Origin of the sequence: Neorhizobium sp. SOG26 (assembly GCF_003491345.1) — a bacterium.
GTDB classification, from domain to species: domain Bacteria; phylum Pseudomonadota; class Alphaproteobacteria; order Rhizobiales; family Rhizobiaceae; genus Neorhizobium; species Neorhizobium turbinariae.
In genome coordinates, this window is the sequence record NZ_CP025513.1 from 355,753 (window position 1) to 371,717 (window position 15,965).

Below are 15,965 nucleotides of genomic sequence, written 5' to 3' on the forward strand. Positions count from 1 at the left end.
CGATCAGGCGTCCCTTGGGAAACCGCTCCATTGTTGCGATCGAAGACGGACATCACTTGGACGAAGATCATTAGTCTTTGGGCAAAAGGTATCATCACGCACTGAAGGCGCGCCTACGGGAACCAATGATCAATGGATAGTGGAAGAACTCGTCGCGGCGTTACCGGTTTGACCCTTGTCTACACCACCGGCAGACGCGGAAATAATTTCCGCATCTGTGCGCTCTCTGACGTCCCGATCACAACCTTTTACCGAAACGGCAGGTCTACATCGCGCGGAGATTCCCGCAACACCACCTTCGTCGCTAGGTCAGCCAGCGATCCCGCCGACCGGCACCATGCTTCCGCAGGAGGTTCTGTCGTGGCACCACGTCAACCGACTTTCCAGAACCCGTTGTGTTTCTGGCTGCAGGACGCGGAGATGAAACGGGTGAAGGCTCGCAGAGACCCTCAGAACCCGCTGCCTCCGCCGTAGGTGAGCCAGCAACCTGCAAATGAGCTTCGACCATCCGGAAACAGCTTAGCTTCATAGGAGGTTGGTACGTACGGTCAATCCCACATTCTGCACCAAGCTTCGAATTCTGCCTGCCTCGTCCAATCAGTCCGTATTCCAACACAGGTAATCATTGCTCTGATCCTCATCGATCACGGTGCGGAGTGCCGCTATCCGCTCATGGAATGCTTCAGGCTAATGCGCCGCTCTGTGCGCCAATTTTTTGGCGCGATTGCCGCAGGTGCCCATGTCGCACCAGCGCCTTGAAGCGTTCTTTGTCCGGTCGATGAACAGCCAGTGACAATCATCGGGCGGACATTGCTTTAGTCGGGAGAGTTCGTCGCCCCGAAGCAGGTCGAGCGCGGACCATGCGATGGCGCCGGTCACACGATAGATGCCTTCAAAATGCAACGTGTACGGTGTTCCGGAAAGCGACGCCTGGCAAAGGGCCAACGCGGCGATGTCGCGAATGATGTCAAAGTCTGGCCGCAACGGATCCAGGTCATTCGCTATCGCCGATCCCGCGCCACGGATCGCATTGCGAAGCGCAAGCACCTGCTCGTACAGCGTCTTTTGCTCCAGCGGCGATAAGACAAGGTCATCGCCGATCAGGCCGACTTCTCTCGACCACGCCAAGACGTCACCGAAGGTTGCCAGATGATCGATTTCCCGGCTCGTGTTGCGCCAACTGATGGTGTTGGCGAGATCCAGAGCCAAGTTGCCAGAAATCCGATGGGGCAGTGACATCATAGTGACTTTCGTTCTTCTGATCGGCGGTTGCACCAACAGGATGCAAGTTCCGCCGTGGTCGACGGTCGTCGCCGACACGCTGAGATCACCTAATCAACGAAGACTCGGATCGTGCACCAGGATGCGATGGAGCTCAATCCGTTCCGGCAATTCGATCAGGAACTCGGCGTCGCGATCGAGATGATGAACCTTGATCGGATCACCCTTCGTGAAGGCGGTCATTGCTTGGATGTGAGGCCAGTAGGAGATAGTCATAAACCAAGTTTCCTCCTCCCGGTCCTCCCGAAAGAGCTGGACGCCGAGGGCGACCTCCTGAAGCGGAGGAATGCCTTCGGCTCGCAAATAAGATTCGTAGCTATCGGCGACGGCGCGGCGCGTACGGCCGCGCCAAATGCGTGCAATGGTGGGCTTTGTCACCATGTATGTCTCCTCTTGGAGCTTTCTATTATAGGCGCGATCATCGGAGCGCCCGAGACAGGAAGTCGCGGACAAGCGGTAGCGCCTGTTCGAAATGCGTTTCCAGCAGCCAATGTCCGGCATCGCTGAGAATGTGGAACTCCGCGTCCGGGAGATCGCGCTGGTAGGCTCGCGCAGATGCCTCAGGCATGTACGCGTCCTGCGGCCCCCATACCACCAGCGTCGGGGGGTGGTGCTCGCGCAGATAGGCTTGATAGCGCGGGAACCAGTCGAGGTTCTGCTCCAGCTTTTCCATCAGGCCGACTGACACCATCTTGCGTGTCGGGGTGTCCATGAGCGGCCAATGCAACTTCCAAAGGTCCGGAGGAACCCGGCTTGCCACCTCCTCAGAGACTTCACCGACGAACTCCTCACGGAATCCGTCCTCGCTTACAGCCTCCTTGAGAGGGCGGTGCTTCTCGGGTGACTTGTCGGCCCACCAGGCTTTGATCGTCTCGTATTTAGGGCCGAGCACGTCTTCGTAGATGTCGCCGTTCTGGATGATCAGCGCGGCGATCCGCTCCGGGTGGGCGATGGCATGCCGCAGACCGATCTGCGATCCGTAGTCGTGGAGCCAGAGCGCGTAGCGCTCCAGACGGAGCGCCTCAGCGACGTCGTTGAGCACCTCGGCGTAGGCGTCGAAGTCATAGCCGAACGCCGCAGGATTAGGCGTGTCGCTGTAGCCAAAACCTGGCCAGTCGAAGGCGACGGTGCGCCACCGATCGGCAAGCGCCGGCATTAGCCTCCGGTACTGATAGGATGAACATGGGTATCCGTGCGGCAGGAGCAGGATAGGAGCGTCGGTCGGTCCCGCTTCCCGGAGGAAGAGCCTGTGTCTGCCTATGGGGGCCAAACGGTGAGCTGTTTCGCATCTTGTCATGCTTTCTCTCCTAACAGCCTCTCCGCCTTGCGGAACCACCATAATCCATTTAGCCGGTTCTTGTTCCAATTTCCACGAGCCGATGCCTGTCGGGACCTGAACCTGGCCTGGTAGCGGGATCTAATTTAAAAGCTCACCGGGTCGGCTGCTCTGTTTGCCTAAGAGAATGCTGGATTTGGCCGAAGTGACACTTGAGATAGCGCCAATGAACCATGCATCCGCGTTCGTTGGCATCCCATGGGTATGGCAGAACGCAAAATGAGTTGATCCGTAGCGGCTCAGCGGAAGCCATCATACCCAACGGGAAAAGGGAAGCTCCTTCAAACCCACTGCCGCCCCTGAGCCACCGCCAATGGTGCTTCCGCGCCATGCGGCAGTCGGGCGATAGTTTTGAAAACTTTTCTGAGTGCCGGCAAGACCACTTGCCATGGTAACCGAGGTATTGCCCATGTCGTGGATGTTTTTCGAGACTACGATTAATGATTTCGTTCTTGCAGGCCGCAGGTTCCACAGGAGATCTGGCTGGGCGGCAACCGTGTGGGCAGCGTCCCCGGTATGTCTATCGAGGAGCAAGTTCTGGTGGAAGGCAGCGAGCCCGACCGCCGCTCCCGCTTCCTGCGTCACCGGGCGGGGAAGTCCTATACCCGAAAGCTACCTGGTCCCGACGAAGACGTCCTGTTGTCAAAGAAGATTGCTGCCTGTCAGTCGTGAACGGCGGACTGAGCGATCTTGCAACTGTTCAAGCCCTCGATGGCTTATCAGGTGCGTGTCGAGCCCTGAAACGCTTTACTCGGTTATGGGTACCGCAGCTTGCATCGGAGCACCAGAGCCTGCGACCGCTCTTTGAGTGATCGAGAAACAGCCAACCACAGTTGTCGCCCTTGCACTCGCGCACGGGTCGTCGATGAGGCCGCTCGGTGATAAGCGCTGTCGCTTCGAGTGCGAACTTGGCCGGAACGTCTTCGAAGCTATCAAACGGAAGTGTCCATCCGAATACGCCATTGTCGTCCTTGAAAACCTGACGAACGCGCCCACGCCTCGCCCACCCTGCTACAATCTCGATTGCTGCCTTGGGATAAGTTCCCCCAGCATCCTCAGCCAGAAACACCTCATGTAGTGCTTCCCTGAGGGCAATGACCTCCTTTACAAGCCCTTCTGCATCCGCGGCGGACGAGATCAGCAGCCTCCTCAGCTTGCCCGCCACCTTCGGCTCAACAAGCTCCAGCCTTTCCGCCAGAACCAGCACATCGTCGAAGACCTGGATGAAGTCCGGGCCCCACCGGTCACCGCGACTGTCAACGGTGTTGACGAGGTCGAGTGCGGGATGGCCTCCGATCAGGCGCATGTCTTTTGTCGAAGATGCCATTCTTCTCTCGCTGGAACTGATAGGCCCCGCTCACGGTTGTAACGGTTATAATAAGTTTATTCCGTTACACCACAAGGACCTTCACCATGCCGCAGTCGATACACACGACGAAATTCTTGATCCTGTGCGTTGTCTGGGGCCTTACCTGGATCGCAGTCAAGTCTGGGATTGAAACCGTGCCGCCGATGATGTTCGCGGCCACCCGATTTGCGTGTGCAGGGGCGCTGCTGTTGCTCTGGACATTGCGTGGGCGGCGGATGGTGTTGATCAAATGCAAGGACCTGCTTCGTCTTCTGGTCAGCAGCCTACTGATGATTACGCTCTGCTACGGCCCGTTGTTCTGGGGCATGCAGTTCGTGTCCTCGGGGACGGCAGCTGTGTTGGAGATGTCGCTCACGCCGCTTGCCCTTCTCGCCTTTGGCATAGCCTTGCGAGAGGAAAGTTGGAGCACCGCGCGGGCTTTGGCCATGGGTCTGGGTGCACTGGGTCTCTCTGTTCTGTTCTTTCCCGCTGTCAGGTTGGACGAACTTTCGCAGTCTCGTGCACTTGTTGGCTTGGCGGCTGTGGCATGGGCGGCGGTGTCGTCTGCCTGGGGTTCTGTCCTCATGCGTCCGCTGCTGCGCCGATATGACAGCACGTTCCTGTCCGGCTCAACCACCTTGATTGGAGGGTTGATCCTTGGCATGGCTGCACTGGTCTTTGAGCCGACAGCCGCACAGAGCCTGACGGTCCTGTGGGACGGCAATGCAATCGCGGCTTGGCTCTTCCTTGTCATCTTTGGGTCCCTGATCGGCTATAGCCTTTACATGCAACTGATCAGGGACATCGGTCCTGCGAGAGCCGGTAGCTTTGCTTTTGTTTCTCCGGCCATTGCCGTTTCTGTCGGGGTCCTCGTTGGGGGCGAGGCGATCTCATTCCAGAGCATCATGGGGATGGCTATGATGTTGCTCGCCGCCTACATCTGCCTCAACGGCGACAAGGCTGTCCTCACGCCCTTGACCCGCCGCGGAGGCCGGAATGCTATTCGTGACTGCGACACCTCAGGATGACGACATCGTCATCCAACACTACCTCCCAATGTGGGAGAGCTACGCGACGTCTGCCAAACACCTGAAGCCGGACTGCCGCTTTACCGCAAACTTGGGTTCGAAGGCAGCACGGCGATGCGCTTGACCTTCAACTCTGGTTCATGAGGCACAAGCGACATTGGCGTGTTGAGCCCCATCGCTGCGAACCTTTATCCAGGTGCCGATCCGCCGCTCTGATACTAGCAGATTTGGTAGGGCTTCGTGCCAAGCCTTTCGATAGGGTCGCGCAAGTTGAACATCGATAACGTCCTCGTGCCTCTGCCACGTCTCGTGGAGCATGAAATGGTTTGCGTCTGCAGGATCGGCGTGAAGCGCGCAGTCCAGGAAGGTATCCTCGTGGCGCATGGCGTCCAGCACACCATCCAGCAGCGCAAGAAAGCGTTCGCGCTCGCGCGGCTGGACGTGAAATTCGATCAGGTAGGTCACGCTCATCAGGGAGCTCCCTTAATCTCTTGTTGAAGCAGCGCCGCGCGCGTGTCAGCATCGGCGGGATAAAAGCATTCCAGCGCAAGTTCAGATAGAGTAACGCTTGTTGCGGTGCTGAACATCGTCGTAGTGGAGATGAAACGAAGCACAACGTCGCTGTCAGGCACTCTCAACTCCAGTGGCACGGCAACGAGCGGGTGAGAACGCTCCTCCTCTATCTTCTGTGGCGGCGGTGATGGATATGAGGCAAGCTCCTTATGCAAATCCACCAAGACGCTGTCGCCGGATGACGTCATCTGCACTTGCAGCCGATCCAGGAGGTGATGTCGCCACGCCGCAAAGTTAACGATCCGGGAAGCAAGGCCCTGGGGATGCAGACTGAGCCGCAGGACATTGAGCGGCGGCGACAACATCTCGACGTTGATCCCAGTTAACAGATCCATGGTGGCCTGATTTGCGCGAACAAGGGTCCAACGACTGTCGACCGCGAGCGCCGGAAACGGCATCTGCGCTTCAAGAACGGCCTCCACTGTCGTGCGAACATGGGCCATTTCCGCTGCATCGAAATCATGATCTGCATGAATGGGCGCATATCCGGCAGATAGCATAAGGCGGTTTTGAGCCCGCAGCGGCATAGCCAATGTCTCAGCCAACCTAGTGAGAAGATCGCGGCTTGGGGAAGAGCGACCACTTTCGACAAAGCTCAGGTGGCGGGTCGAGATGCCGGCATCCAGAGCAAGGTTCATTTGGCTGAGGCGCCGCCGCTCGCGCCATTCGCGCAGGACATGTCCTACCGTTGTGTCTGATGGTCGACTGCGCTGGATGTATTGGCTCATAGTCATCTCGTCGGCGATATTGTTCAAGCGTTAGCATTGGTCTGTCAGGTGCCACCGCCGAGACACTCCCCGGAGATGGTTGGACTCGGCCCAGAACATCAGTCAAGAAACCCTATGACTTCGGCGAACTTCCCGTCCGAGTTTAGCTTTACAATATCCGTTCCGCCCGCGACCCGGATACCGTCCTCCGTTACCAGATCCCACGAGAAGCGGATCGCGCGGTGGTGGCCATCCGGCTTTCCCCTGAGGACGAAACTGTGGTTGGGGAAGTGACTGCGCGCTGCCTCGATCATCGAAGCGATCTCTTCAGGTGTCGTGCCCTGCATGAGCGGGTCGGCGTAGCTGGCGTTCACTGCCCAACCCTCTTTAAGAGCAGCAAGACGGGATACCAGATAAGGCTCGTTCCAGACGGCAAGGTAGGAATGGGCGACAGCTTCGGGACTTTGTTCTGCGGTGTTCATGGCGTGATCTCCGTGTTAGACGACATGATCATCACGTCGAAGCCGTCGCACGTCGATTACCCCCGAGGTAATGCCGCAGTTGATGCGATACGAACCTGTGACCTGCTATTGGGAATTCAGAAGCCTGTGCCTTTATTAGGTCTTCACTGACGCAGGGCTGATCGCGGCGACCTTTGGATCGAGCGTCGCCGCTGCGATGCATCGGCTGTTCAACGGGCTTCGAGCGCATGTCGGCTCTTCGCGCTATCGACCTGCTTCTTCTCCCTTCGATGACGCTCAACGATAGCGTCTACGCGTTCAATGCGTTGCTGAGGTCTTTCAATCCGATCATCAGCATCATCGGATCGGACGGAGAAGGCAGAAATCCGACAGCTTCATAGAAGGCACGCGCATCATCCGAAATGGCATGCACCAGTACGCCTCGGATACCAAGTATTTCGGCGGCATTAAGCAGGCGCAGGCCTGCATCACGGACCAACGCCCGACCTAGACCTCGACTCTGGTAAGATCGATCAATAGCCAATCGACCAAGTACTGCGACTGGGAGCGGGTCCGGCATGTTTCGCCTGAAACGGCCTGGTGCTTCTGCCGGCTTCACTGCGCCGGAGGCGAGCGCGTAGTAGGCAACAACGCGATTTCCCTCGCAGGCCACAAACGTACGAGATGCCCCACCTGCCTGATTGGCACGGGCTCGTCGACGCAACCAGTCGTCCAGTTGTTGAACGCCGGAATCAAACTCTTCCAGTTCATGATAATCGGCTAAGGGAGCAGGCGCAGTTAGTATCACGCCTCGTCCCACGGCGCTTTGGTCGACATTGTGCGCTTCAACCGCTCATTCGACTGGGCGGGCGCATCGAGGCGAGCAAGGTATTGGTTATAGACCTCGGGGCTTACTGTGAAGACGGTGCGGTCTAGCAGCACTTCCTCAGCTCGCCGTTCAGAGGCCTCCAACATGAAATCCGTGCGCGTCTTGCCTAGCAACTCAGCCGCACGATCAATAAGGTTGCGAGTCGCGGGCTTGATACGGATATTCAACGGAACGCTTGCGTTCACATTCTTGCTGGTGTGTGACGTCGGCATGGGCAACTCCTATGTCCTAACGCTATCTAGTGTAACGACACCGTCATTACAAGAGCCGCAACGATGGTGTTGCTCCGGTGTGGTTGTCGGCGCATCAAACCTGGTCATTCTCGCCTTGAACGGAACCGGACCCCCGACCCGCGCGCTCAGAATATTACCAGAGCCTACAAAGACGCCCTCTCTTTTAAATCTCTGCGCAATTTCTGGGGCCGACAACGGGGAATACCGCTCAAAATCTCAGCCATTTGCGTGAGCTGGAAAACAGGTGCATAGGGTAGGAAGAACGCCGACAGTGGAATGGATGGAAAAGGTGGACGAGCGGTTTGACATCGGCGCCCGGCTTCACGCGATGCGTATGGCTGCTGGTCTGTCACAGCGGCAGCTTGCAGAGAAGGCTGGCGTCCCACATGCACAGATCTCAAACGTCGAGACGAACAAGATCAGCCCGTCCGTTTCTACGTTGCGGAAAATTCTGAGCGGCCTTGGTGTCGGCATGGGAGATTTCTTCGAACCGGAACGCAGCCCGCCCAAAGGCCCTTTCTTTTCAGCAGATGAGCTCCTCGACCTTACCTCTCGGATATCCGCGCAGCTGCCTGGTGGGTCAGATGGCACTCTTGTCCTTCGTCAGGTGGGCGACGCCCGGTCACACAACCTGCAAATCCTGCATGAAGTCTACGAACCCAGCGCTGACACCGGGGAGACATTCCTGCAACATACCTCTTCGGAAGGAGGTTATGTCGTCGAAGGCGAACTGGAAATTACAATCGGCAATGACGTGCGTATATTAAAGGCGGGCGAGGCATATCTTTTTGACAGTCGTCTGCCGCACCGCTTCCGCAATATCTCGGGCGAACGGGCCATAGTGATCTCTGCATGTTCCCCTCCCTACCTCTAACCCGCAACATAAGCTCTTGCTCAAAATAATGAGCAGCGCTATAGCTCATGCATCGGTAAAAGGGGACTTCGATGGCTACTTCTAGTAATCTGCATTCTCGCCAGAAGGCTGCCGTCGCTGGCGGCGTGGGAACGCGCGGCATCTTCGCTGACAAGGCGCTTAACGCTGAACTCTGGGACGTCGAGGGCAGACGTTTCATCGACTTTGCGGCAGGTATCGCTGTCAACAATACCGGTCACCGTAATCCGACCGTTATGAAAGCAGTAGCGGAACAGGCGGACCGCTTCACCCACACCTGCTTTCATGTTGCGCCCTATGAAGGATATATCCGGCTTGCTGAACGCTTGAACGAGATTGCACCTACTGGCGCTAAAAACCAAACAGTGTTGGTGACCACGGGCGCCGAAGCGGTAGAGAACGCCGTGAAAATAGCCCGCGCCTATACAGGTCGTGCAGGCATTATCGCCTTCTCAGGTGCTTTCCACGGTCGCACCATGCTCGGCATGGCACTCACCGGCAAGGTCATGCCGTACAAGAAAAACTTCGGCCCATTCCCAGCCGACATCTATCATGCACCATTTCCGAACCCGTTCCTCGATTACTCAAGCGAACAGGCGATTGCGGAACTGGAGCGGCTTTTCGCCTCGGATGTGGATCCGGCACGGATCGCAGCCTTCATCGTGGAGCCCGTCCAGGGTGAAGGCGGCTTCAACGTTGCGCCAAAAGAATTCTTGGTCAGGCTCCGGGAGATCGCGGATAGCCATGGCATCGTCCTCATAGCGGACGAAGTTCAGGCGGGCATGGCGCGTACCGGCAAGATGTTTGGTTTCGAGCATGCGGGCGTAAAGCCGGATCTGGTTACCATGGCAAAGGGCCTTGCAGGCGGCTTCCCCCTCTCGGCTGTGACCGGCAAGGCGGAGATCATGAACGCGGCTCATCCGGGCGGCCTCGGCGGCACTTATGCCGGCAATCCGCTTGCAGTCGCCGCGGCCAACGCCGTTCTGGATGTCATCGAGAAGGAGAAGCTTTGCGATCGTGCGGCGGAAATCGGTCGTCGGATTTCCGAGCGCCTGAACTCAATCGCATCGCGTCAAGGGATGGAGCGGATCGGCGAGGTCCGCGGGCTTGGTGCGATGGTGGCATTTGAGTTGGTTGAGGATCGCCAATCCAAGGCTGCCGCTCCTGATATCACCACCCGTATTGTTGCAGAGGCCGAAGCGCGGGGCCTCATCCTCCTTTCTTGCGGAACGCGCCTGAATGTGATCCGGTTGCTGCCGCCGCTGACAATCGAGTGGGATGTGCTTGAGGAAGGACTCGCCATTCTTGAGGCGTCCATCGAAGCGGCATTCTCGGATGCAGTAACAGCGACTGCAGCTTAGTCACCAATATTCAATTTGGAAGGAATGCGCATGAACGGCGCCGATATGCTCTGTGATGTCCTGCTGGTGAATGGCGTCGACGTCTGCTTCGCCAATCCTGGTACGTCGGAGATGCACTTCGTCGCCGCGCTCGACCGCAAGCCGGAAATGCGATGCGTACTTGGCCTTTCTGAAGGTGTGGTGACCGGCATGGCGGACGGTTACGCGCGCATGACCGACAAACCGGCTGCGACGCTGCTGCATCTAGGCCCGGGTCTGGCGAACGGTCTCGCCAATTTGCACAACGCCCGCCGCGCCAGAACGCCGATCTTGAACGTCGTCGGGGACCATGCATCGTACCACCTGCAGTATGACGCGCCGCTGACCAGCGATATCGAGAGTCTCGCGCGCCCGATGTCACACTGGGTTGGGCGCGCGGCAGGACCGCAGGATATCCGTCGCTGCACAGAAGAGGGTTTTGCTGCGGCGATATCCAGGCGTGGTGTTTCCACAATGATCCTGCCCGCGGACGCGGCGTGGGGGGAGGTATCGGCCGAAGCGCTATCGCCGGCCTCCGTTCCTGCTCCTCCCGCGCTGGACGATGCCGCGTTGAAGGCGGCAGTTGCAGCCTTGAAGAGAGGCAAACGTACGGTCATCATCCTCGGCGGCCGCGCACTGCGCGATAGGCCGCTTGCAACGGCAGGACGGATTGCTGCTGCAACCGGTGCTTCCCTTTTCTCGGTGCAGTCAGACCGCGGCGCGCGCGGCGCGGGCCGTGCGTTCGTCAGGCCAATCCCCTACAATATCGACCTGGCCGTCGAGACACTGAAGCCCTTCGAAGTTGCGATCTGTATCGGCCCGCAACGGCCCGTGACATTTTTCGCCTATCCGGGCAAGCCGAGCACCACGTTGCCACCGAACTGCGAGGTGCTCCAACTTGCGGAACATGAGCATGATCTGGCAGCCTCGCTAGAGGCTCTGGCCGATGGTCTGGGTGTTGCACCGAATGCTCCGTTTAGTTCGAACGTCTTCCGCCAAGGCGACATCCGCGTTCCTGACGGGGCTTTGACCTCTGATGCGATCAGCTTGGCCATCGCACGGTATCTACCGGAGAATGCCGTCGTCATCGATGAAGCCCTCACCTCGATCGGTCAATATCCCGCACTTTCTCCCGGCCTCCCTCCGCATGACCATCTCCCTATTACAGGGGGTTCGATTGGAATAGGTATTCCGCTTGCGGCAGGCGCGGCAATCGGTGCCCCTGATCGCAAAGTGGTCGCCATGCAGGCAGATGGCAGCGGAATGTACACAGTTCAGGGGCTCTGGACGCAGGCGCGCGAAAACCTCGACGTGGTCACCATCATCTATGCGAATAATGCTTATCGCATCCTGCAAGGCGAGATGACGAACGTCGGCGTGAAGTCCTACGGGGTGAATGCGCGCAAGATGCTCGACCTCGACCAGCCCCAGCTCGACTGGTGCTCTCTGGCCAAAGGTCTTGGTGTTGAATCCGGCCGAGCGACGAACACGGCTGAGTTCGTAAAGCTCTATACCGCAGCCCTTTCCCGAAAGGGCCCGTTCGTTATCGAAGCCGCCGTGGTCTGATCACGCCGCCTTCGTGGCGGCGATCATGATCATCTCGACCTTGAGGTCCGGGCTGGCGAGCTTTGCCTCGAAGCAGGCACGCGCAGGCGGAGCGATGCCGGCTACCCACTCGTCCCATACTTCGTTCACCGCAGCGTAATCCTGCATGTCCGCGAGGATGAGTGCACAGAAAATCAAACCCTCCCTGGCGCTGCCGATCTCGGCCAAACGGCCCTCGGCCTTCGCGAGTAGCTGGCGCGTCTGCTCTGCCGCGGTAAGCGAACCATCATAGGGAGCCTGGGGCGTACAGGCGAAATAGCCTGTGCCGCCGTGGACAACAGCAAGGCTCCCGCGTTTGCCAACACCAAAGCGCTCGATGATCGATGAAAAGTCTGAGGTCATGGAATAGGCCTGTCTTCTTACTTGGTGATGACGAAAACGGAGTCAGGCGTCCAGCTGATGCAGCATTCTTCACCTTCCTTGATGATGACCACGTCTGCGCCCAACACCCTCACCCGCATCGGGATGTCTCCGGCTCTGCCGATCACAAGCGCGTTGTCGCCGTAGTTGACGATCGTATCGACAATCATGCGAACGTTCTTTCGGTTTTCGACCTGATTACGAGACAGCTTGATGTGTTCAGGACGGATCAGCAGCGTCACGGCCTGACCATCTGTCAGTCGGTTATCAGCACCTGCGTATTCGAAGGATCCAAGCAGAGGGTTATCGGCTTCACGGCTTGCGGCATTCGTGACCGTTGCCGGGATCAGGTTACTTTCACCTATGAATGCAGCGACAAAAGACGTCTGTGGACGGTGATAGATATCAAGGGGTGCAGCACATTGTTCGATCCGACCCTTCTCGAACACGACGATGCGGTCAGACATCGACATGGCTTCTGACTGATCGTGGGTGACGAAAATCGTGGTGACCCCAAGACTGCGCTGAATGCGCTTGATCTCGATCTGCATCTGTTCACGCAGGTTTTTGTCAAGCGCGCCGAGCGGCTCGTCGAGCAGCAACAAGGAGGGTTCGAACACAAGAGCCCGCGCAAGGGCAACGCGCTGCTGTTGCCCGCCCGAAAGCTCTTTTGGATGCCTGTGGCCGAACCCCTTCAATCCGACAAGCGAAAGCATCTCTTCGGCCTGACGTAGGCCCTTTCCACGGCTTACGCCCCGCATCTGTAGCGGGAAGTACACGTTTTCCGCCGCTGTTTTGTGCGGAAATAGAGCGTAGTTCTGGAAGACAATGCCGATGTTGCGGTCGTGTGGCGCGAGCTCGGAGATCGATCGTCCGCCGACCTGGACGCTGCCGCCACTTGCCTTTTCGAAACCGGCTACGATCATCAACGTCGTCGTTTTGCCGGAGCCGCTAGGCCCAAGGAATGTTACAAACTCTCCCTTCTCGACGGACAGGCTCACGTTGTCCAACGCAGTGAAGTTCCCGTAGGACTTGGTGATACTGGAAAGTTCAAGATAGCTCGTCATCGGAAGGTCCTTGGAAACTCAGTGTGCGCCGGCAGGTGATCGGCTTGGCTTGGGGACGCGGCTGCGAAGGGCGCTGATAAAGTAGGGAGCTGCAATGCCAACCAGTACGAGGAAGAACAGCAACGTTGAGATAACCGCAATTACGGGATCAGCTTCCTGCCGGATGCTATCGAACATCTTTCTCGGCAGGGTTTCGGCGTTCCGCCCGGAGATGAAGATTGCGACAACCGTCTCGTCGAACGATTGAACAAAGGCGAATAGCGCGCTGATGATCAGGCCCGGTCGCAGGATCGGCAAGGTAACGTGAATGAACGTCTTGGTTGGACTTGCCCCGAGGCTCAGCGCCGCTCGTTCAAGATTTCTGTCGAAGCCTTTCAGGTTGGCGGAAAGCACCAGGAACGCGATAGGAACCGAAAGGCATGTGTGAGCCAGAATGACTCCCATGTGACTGTGGACGAGCCCGAGATCGCCCAGGTACGAGTAGTATCCAACAGCCATGACGATGTGAGGCACGGCTAGGGGCATCAGCATCATCAGGTCGGCGACGCTTTTTCCGCGGAACTTGTGGCGCACAAGGGCAAACGTGGCGGGCACCACAAGCAGCATTGTCAGCAAGGTCGTCGCCGAGGCGATGACGACGCTATTCCACGTCGGAATCAACCAGTCGAGATCGGTGAAGTAAGCGCGGTAATAGCCAAACCAATAGCCCGGTGGCGGAAACTGCAGCGAGCTTGCACTCGAGAACGACATGGGCACAACGATCACCAGTGGTGCTGCAATGAAGATAGTGACCAGGATGCCGGCCCAGCGCATGAACGTGTTCATGAGTCATCACCCCCAGAGTTTGTCGAGGCCGAAGCGGCGGTGATAGATGGTGAGGATCACGAAGGTGATGAACAGGAGGACCATGGCCATCGCCGAGCCCATTCCGAAGGCCAAGAATTCGTCGATCTGGTGACCGATGAGACCCGCGATCATCTGCTCGCGCGGGCTACCAAGCAGAACTGGCGTCACATAGAAGCCGAGGCAGATGACGAAGACCAGAACGGAACCATTGGCAATGCCTGGGGCGGTCAGAGGCAAATAAACGTGCCTGAAGAGGGACCAGCCGCGGGCACCGAGACTCTCTGCTGACCGGATCAAAGCCGGATCGATCTTTTTCATGACCGAGAAGATATTCATGATCATGTAGGGCGCGAGGATGTGCACCATCGCGAGCGTCGAAGAGAAACGCGTGAAGAGGAGCTGAGGCGTGTCATCTATTCCGATCATCTGCAGAAGAGCGATCAGAGGCCCATTGTTACCGAGCAGGACCATCCAAGAGTAGGTTCGCACCAGAAAGCTGGTCCAGAAGCTCATGGTCACGAGCAAAAGGATGAACATAGCCGTGCGCGGCTTGGAATGCGCCATGAGGTAGGCGAGTGGGTAACCGACCGCCAGGCAGCAAACTGTCACGAAAGCGGCGGTAAGGAAGGTGTTGAGAAACACGCGCTGGTAAAGCGCTCCTGTCAGAACCCTCTCGTAGTTCACAAGAGAAAGACGAGGATCAGTCACGCTCATGATCGCAACATCGACGAGCGGAACGACGAAGAAGATCAGCATGTATATGCCGAGCGGCGCCAGTAGAAGCCACGGCCAGACATTGGTCTTTTCCGTCAATCTTGAGAGGCTTGAGCCCATTGGCTTCCCTTCTTATGGCTCGCTAGGTCGAAGCGGCATCGCCGGGGGCGATGCCGTTTTGGTTGAGATGGATTGGTTGAGCGAGTTTTAGCTCGCCGCCCACTCCTCGAACCGCTCTGCAAGTTCTGCCGGATCGATTCCGAAGTTCGCCATGTCCTGTTCGAAGGTGAGCTTGTAGTTATCAGGCGAAGTCGGCATGCGCTTGGCATCCTCGGGGCTGACGAACTCATTCGACGCCGGATTCAACGGGCCGTAGTCTGCAGCCTTGGAGAAGCCTGCAAGCGGCTCAGCGCTCGTTGCGAACTCTACAAACTTCCTGGCATTGTCGAGGTTTGGGGTATTCTTGGCGACCACCCAGTAGGCGCGCTCGATTTCGCCCTGGTTCCAGGTCATCGCGACCGGCGCACCCGCACTTTCAGCCTCGAAGTAGCGGCCATGCCAGATACCGATCATGTCCACCTCTCCATCACGCAGGATCTGCGTCGATTGAGCACCGGCTGTCCACCACACCCGCACATGCGGCTTGATCTTGTCCAGTGACTTGAACGCACGATCGACGTCTAGCGGATAGAGATCCTTCGGGGCCACGCCGTCGGCCAGCAGAGCGAGCGGGATCACGCGCGAGGGGTAGCGCTGGAGAGAGCGGCCGCCGGGGAACTTCTCTACGTCCCAGAAATCGGCCCAGGTCTTCGGCGCCTCCTTATATTTGTCGGTACGCCAAGCGATAACCGTCGCGAATGCATGGGAAGCAGCACCATTCTCGAACAGGCCGCCCTCGTAGGGAGCCTGCAGTTCTTCAATGATCCCAGCCTGATTGGCACGTACAAGTTCACCGGCGCCAAGCGTAGTGACGTCGAACTCGTAGGTGCCGGTTTTCACCTGTTGGGCAAGCTTGGCAAAGGAGACGGGCGAAACGGTCTTGACCTGGATGCCGGTCTCCTTCGTGAAGGGCTCGATTAGATGTGTCTTGGCTGCCGTTTCCCAGGGCCCACCCCAGGTATTGACATAAAGAACCTTGTCCTGTGCTCGCACGACATACGGGGCGGCAAGCGAAGCCGTGATCGCCGCTCCGGCCGTCTGCAGGAACCGGCGACGGTTTGGCGTCATGATTGTTGTCATGTCTGTT

Annotated in this window: 18 protein-coding genes; 4 read left to right on the plus strand and 14 right to left on the minus strand. The window is 58.0% G+C overall.

From position 1 onward, the window contains the following. Positions 1–687 precede the first annotated feature (687 nt). The 4 genes from CYG48_RS18215 to CYG48_RS18230 all read right to left on the minus strand — a co-directional run bounded on the left by CYG48_RS18215 (position 688) and on the right by CYG48_RS18230 (position 3,923). Positions 688–1,320 carry a CGNR zinc finger domain-containing protein gene (locus CYG48_RS18215; protein WP_245450597.1) on the minus strand — a complete coding sequence of 211 codons (633 nt, stop codon included), beginning with the start codon at positions 1,318–1,320 and terminating at the stop codon, positions 688–690. A 15-nt stretch (positions 1,321–1,335) separates the two neighbouring features. Beyond that, positions 1,336–1,662, minus strand: coding sequence for a hypothetical protein (locus CYG48_RS18220; protein WP_118851988.1), 327 nt, complete (start codon positions 1,660–1,662; stop codon positions 1,336–1,338). Between the two features lie 37 nt (positions 1,663–1,699). Beyond that, positions 1,700–2,578, minus strand: a complete 879-nt coding sequence (locus tag CYG48_RS18225) for an alpha/beta fold hydrolase (protein WP_118851989.1) — start codon at positions 2,576–2,578, stop codon at positions 1,700–1,702. Positions 2,579–3,317: 739 nt separating this feature from the next. Continuing rightward, entirely contained in the window at positions 3,318–3,923 is a 606-nt protein-coding gene (locus CYG48_RS18230) for a CGNR zinc finger domain-containing protein (RefSeq protein ID WP_245450598.1), read from the minus strand. 107 nt (positions 3,924–4,030) lie between these two features. Between CYG48_RS18230 and CYG48_RS18235 the strand changes: the two genes are divergently transcribed. Next, positions 4,031–4,993: a DMT family transporter gene (locus tag CYG48_RS18235; protein ID WP_118851991.1), complete on the plus strand. Its 963-nt coding sequence runs from the start codon at positions 4,031–4,033 to the stop codon at positions 4,991–4,993. 138 nt (positions 4,994–5,131) lie between these two features. Here the strand turns inward: CYG48_RS18235 and CYG48_RS18240 are convergent, their stop codons facing one another. From CYG48_RS18240 to CYG48_RS18260, 5 genes are all read right to left on the minus strand, one after another. Next, positions 5,132–5,464 carry a putative quinol monooxygenase gene (locus CYG48_RS18240; protein WP_118851992.1) on the minus strand — a complete coding sequence of 111 codons (333 nt, stop codon included), beginning with the start codon at positions 5,462–5,464 and terminating at the stop codon, positions 5,132–5,134. Further along, entirely contained in the window at positions 5,464–6,294 is an 831-nt protein-coding gene (locus tag CYG48_RS18245) for a helix-turn-helix domain-containing protein (RefSeq protein ID WP_118852840.1), read from the minus strand. The genes CYG48_RS18240 and CYG48_RS18245 overlap by 1 nt, the downstream gene beginning before the upstream one ends. 98 nt (positions 6,295–6,392) lie before the next feature. Further along, entirely contained in the window at positions 6,393–6,755 is a 363-nt protein-coding gene (locus tag CYG48_RS18250) for a nuclear transport factor 2 family protein (RefSeq protein WP_118851993.1), read from the minus strand. A 289-nt stretch (positions 6,756–7,044) separates the two neighbouring features. Further along, positions 7,045–7,542: a GNAT family N-acetyltransferase gene (locus tag CYG48_RS18255; RefSeq protein ID WP_118851994.1), complete on the minus strand. Its 498-nt coding sequence runs from the start codon at positions 7,540–7,542 to the stop codon at positions 7,045–7,047. After that, positions 7,539–7,835, minus strand: coding sequence for a type II toxin-antitoxin system TacA family antitoxin (locus tag CYG48_RS18260; RefSeq protein WP_118851995.1), 297 nt, complete (start codon positions 7,833–7,835; stop codon positions 7,539–7,541). The genes CYG48_RS18255 and CYG48_RS18260 overlap by 4 nt, the downstream gene beginning before the upstream one ends. 301 nt (positions 7,836–8,136) lie before the next feature. Between CYG48_RS18260 and CYG48_RS18265 the strand changes: the two genes are divergently transcribed. From CYG48_RS18265 to CYG48_RS18275, 3 genes are all read left to right on the plus strand, one after another. After that, positions 8,137–8,730: a cupin domain-containing protein gene (locus tag CYG48_RS18265; RefSeq protein WP_118851996.1), complete on the plus strand. Its 594-nt coding sequence runs from the start codon at positions 8,137–8,139 to the stop codon at positions 8,728–8,730. A 71-nt stretch (positions 8,731–8,801) separates the two neighbouring features. After that, the gene (gene gabT / locus CYG48_RS18270) at positions 8,802–10,109 is read left to right on the plus strand and encodes a 4-aminobutyrate--2-oxoglutarate transaminase (protein ID WP_118851997.1); all 1,308 of its coding nucleotides are present in this window, start codon (positions 8,802–8,804) and stop codon (positions 10,107–10,109) included. Between the two features lie 30 nt (positions 10,110–10,139). Beyond that, complete coding sequence (locus CYG48_RS18275) at positions 10,140–11,693, plus strand: acetolactate synthase large subunit (protein WP_118851998.1); 1,554 nt, start codon at positions 10,140–10,142, stop codon at positions 11,691–11,693. Here CYG48_RS18275 and CYG48_RS18280 read toward each other — a convergent pair whose 3' ends face one another. The 5 genes from CYG48_RS18280 to CYG48_RS18300 form a co-directional block, all read right to left on the minus strand. Further along, positions 11,694–12,074: a RidA family protein gene (locus tag CYG48_RS18280; protein WP_118851999.1), complete on the minus strand. Its 381-nt coding sequence runs from the start codon at positions 12,072–12,074 to the stop codon at positions 11,694–11,696. Positions 12,075–12,091: 17 nt separating this feature from the next. Further along, a complete protein-coding gene (locus tag CYG48_RS18285) occupies positions 12,092–13,159 on the minus strand; it encodes an ABC transporter ATP-binding protein (RefSeq protein ID WP_118852000.1) in 1,068 nt (355 codons plus the stop codon). A gap of 18 nt (positions 13,160–13,177) precedes the next feature. Beyond that, positions 13,178–13,984 carry an ABC transporter permease gene (locus CYG48_RS18290; protein ID WP_118852001.1) on the minus strand — a complete coding sequence of 269 codons (807 nt, stop codon included), beginning with the start codon at positions 13,982–13,984 and terminating at the stop codon, positions 13,178–13,180. Between the two features lie 6 nt (positions 13,985–13,990). Next, a complete protein-coding gene (locus CYG48_RS18295; protein WP_118852002.1) occupies positions 13,991–14,839 on the minus strand; it encodes an ABC transporter permease in 849 nt (282 codons plus the stop codon). 87 nt (positions 14,840–14,926) lie between these two features. Beyond that, entirely contained in the window at positions 14,927–15,958 is a 1,032-nt protein-coding gene (locus CYG48_RS18300) for an ABC transporter substrate-binding protein (protein WP_118852003.1), read from the minus strand. Between the last annotated feature and the right edge of the window lie 7 nt (positions 15,959–15,965).

Coding starts and splice junctions, on each gene's coding strand:
- CYG48_RS18280 (WP_118851999.1), bottom strand. CDS start 12,074: ATGACCTCAGACTTTTCATCGATCATCGAGCGCTTTGGTGTTGGCAAA.
- CYG48_RS18275 (WP_118851998.1), top strand. CDS start 10,140: ATGAACGGCGCCGATATGCTCTGTGATGTCCTGCTGGTGAATGGCGTC.
- CYG48_RS18245 (WP_118852840.1), bottom strand. CDS start 6,294: ATGAGCCAATACATCCAGCGCAGTCGACCATCAGACACAACGGTAGGA.
- CYG48_RS18260 (WP_118851995.1), bottom strand. CDS start 7,835: ATGCCGACGTCACACACCAGCAAGAATGTGAACGCAAGCGTTCCGTTG.
- CYG48_RS18300 (WP_118852003.1), bottom strand. CDS start 15,958: ATGACAACAATCATGACGCCAAACCGTCGCCGGTTCCTGCAGACGGCC.
- CYG48_RS18265 (WP_118851996.1), top strand. CDS start 8,137: ATGGAAAAGGTGGACGAGCGGTTTGACATCGGCGCCCGGCTTCACGCG.
- CYG48_RS18240 (WP_118851992.1), bottom strand. CDS start 5,464: ATGAGCGTGACCTACCTGATCGAATTTCACGTCCAGCCGCGCGAGCGC.
- CYG48_RS18230 (WP_245450598.1), bottom strand. CDS start 3,923: ATGCGCCTGATCGGAGGCCATCCCGCACTCGACCTCGTCAACACCGTT.
- CYG48_RS18285 (WP_118852000.1), bottom strand. CDS start 13,159: ATGACGAGCTATCTTGAACTTTCCAGTATCACCAAGTCCTACGGGAAC.
- CYG48_RS18250 (WP_118851993.1), bottom strand. CDS start 6,755: ATGAACACCGCAGAACAAAGTCCCGAAGCTGTCGCCCATTCCTACCTT.
- CYG48_RS18295 (WP_118852002.1), bottom strand. CDS start 14,839: ATGGGCTCAAGCCTCTCAAGATTGACGGAAAAGACCAATGTCTGGCCG.
- gabT (WP_118851997.1), top strand. CDS start 8,802: ATGGCTACTTCTAGTAATCTGCATTCTCGCCAGAAGGCTGCCGTCGCT.
- CYG48_RS18235 (WP_118851991.1), top strand. CDS start 4,031: ATGCCGCAGTCGATACACACGACGAAATTCTTGATCCTGTGCGTTGTC.
- CYG48_RS18290 (WP_118852001.1), bottom strand. CDS start 13,984: ATGAACACGTTCATGCGCTGGGCCGGCATCCTGGTCACTATCTTCATT.
- CYG48_RS18220 (WP_118851988.1), bottom strand. CDS start 1,662: ATGGTGACAAAGCCCACCATTGCACGCATTTGGCGCGGCCGTACGCGC.
- CYG48_RS18225 (WP_118851989.1), bottom strand. CDS start 2,578: ATGACAAGATGCGAAACAGCTCACCGTTTGGCCCCCATAGGCAGACAC.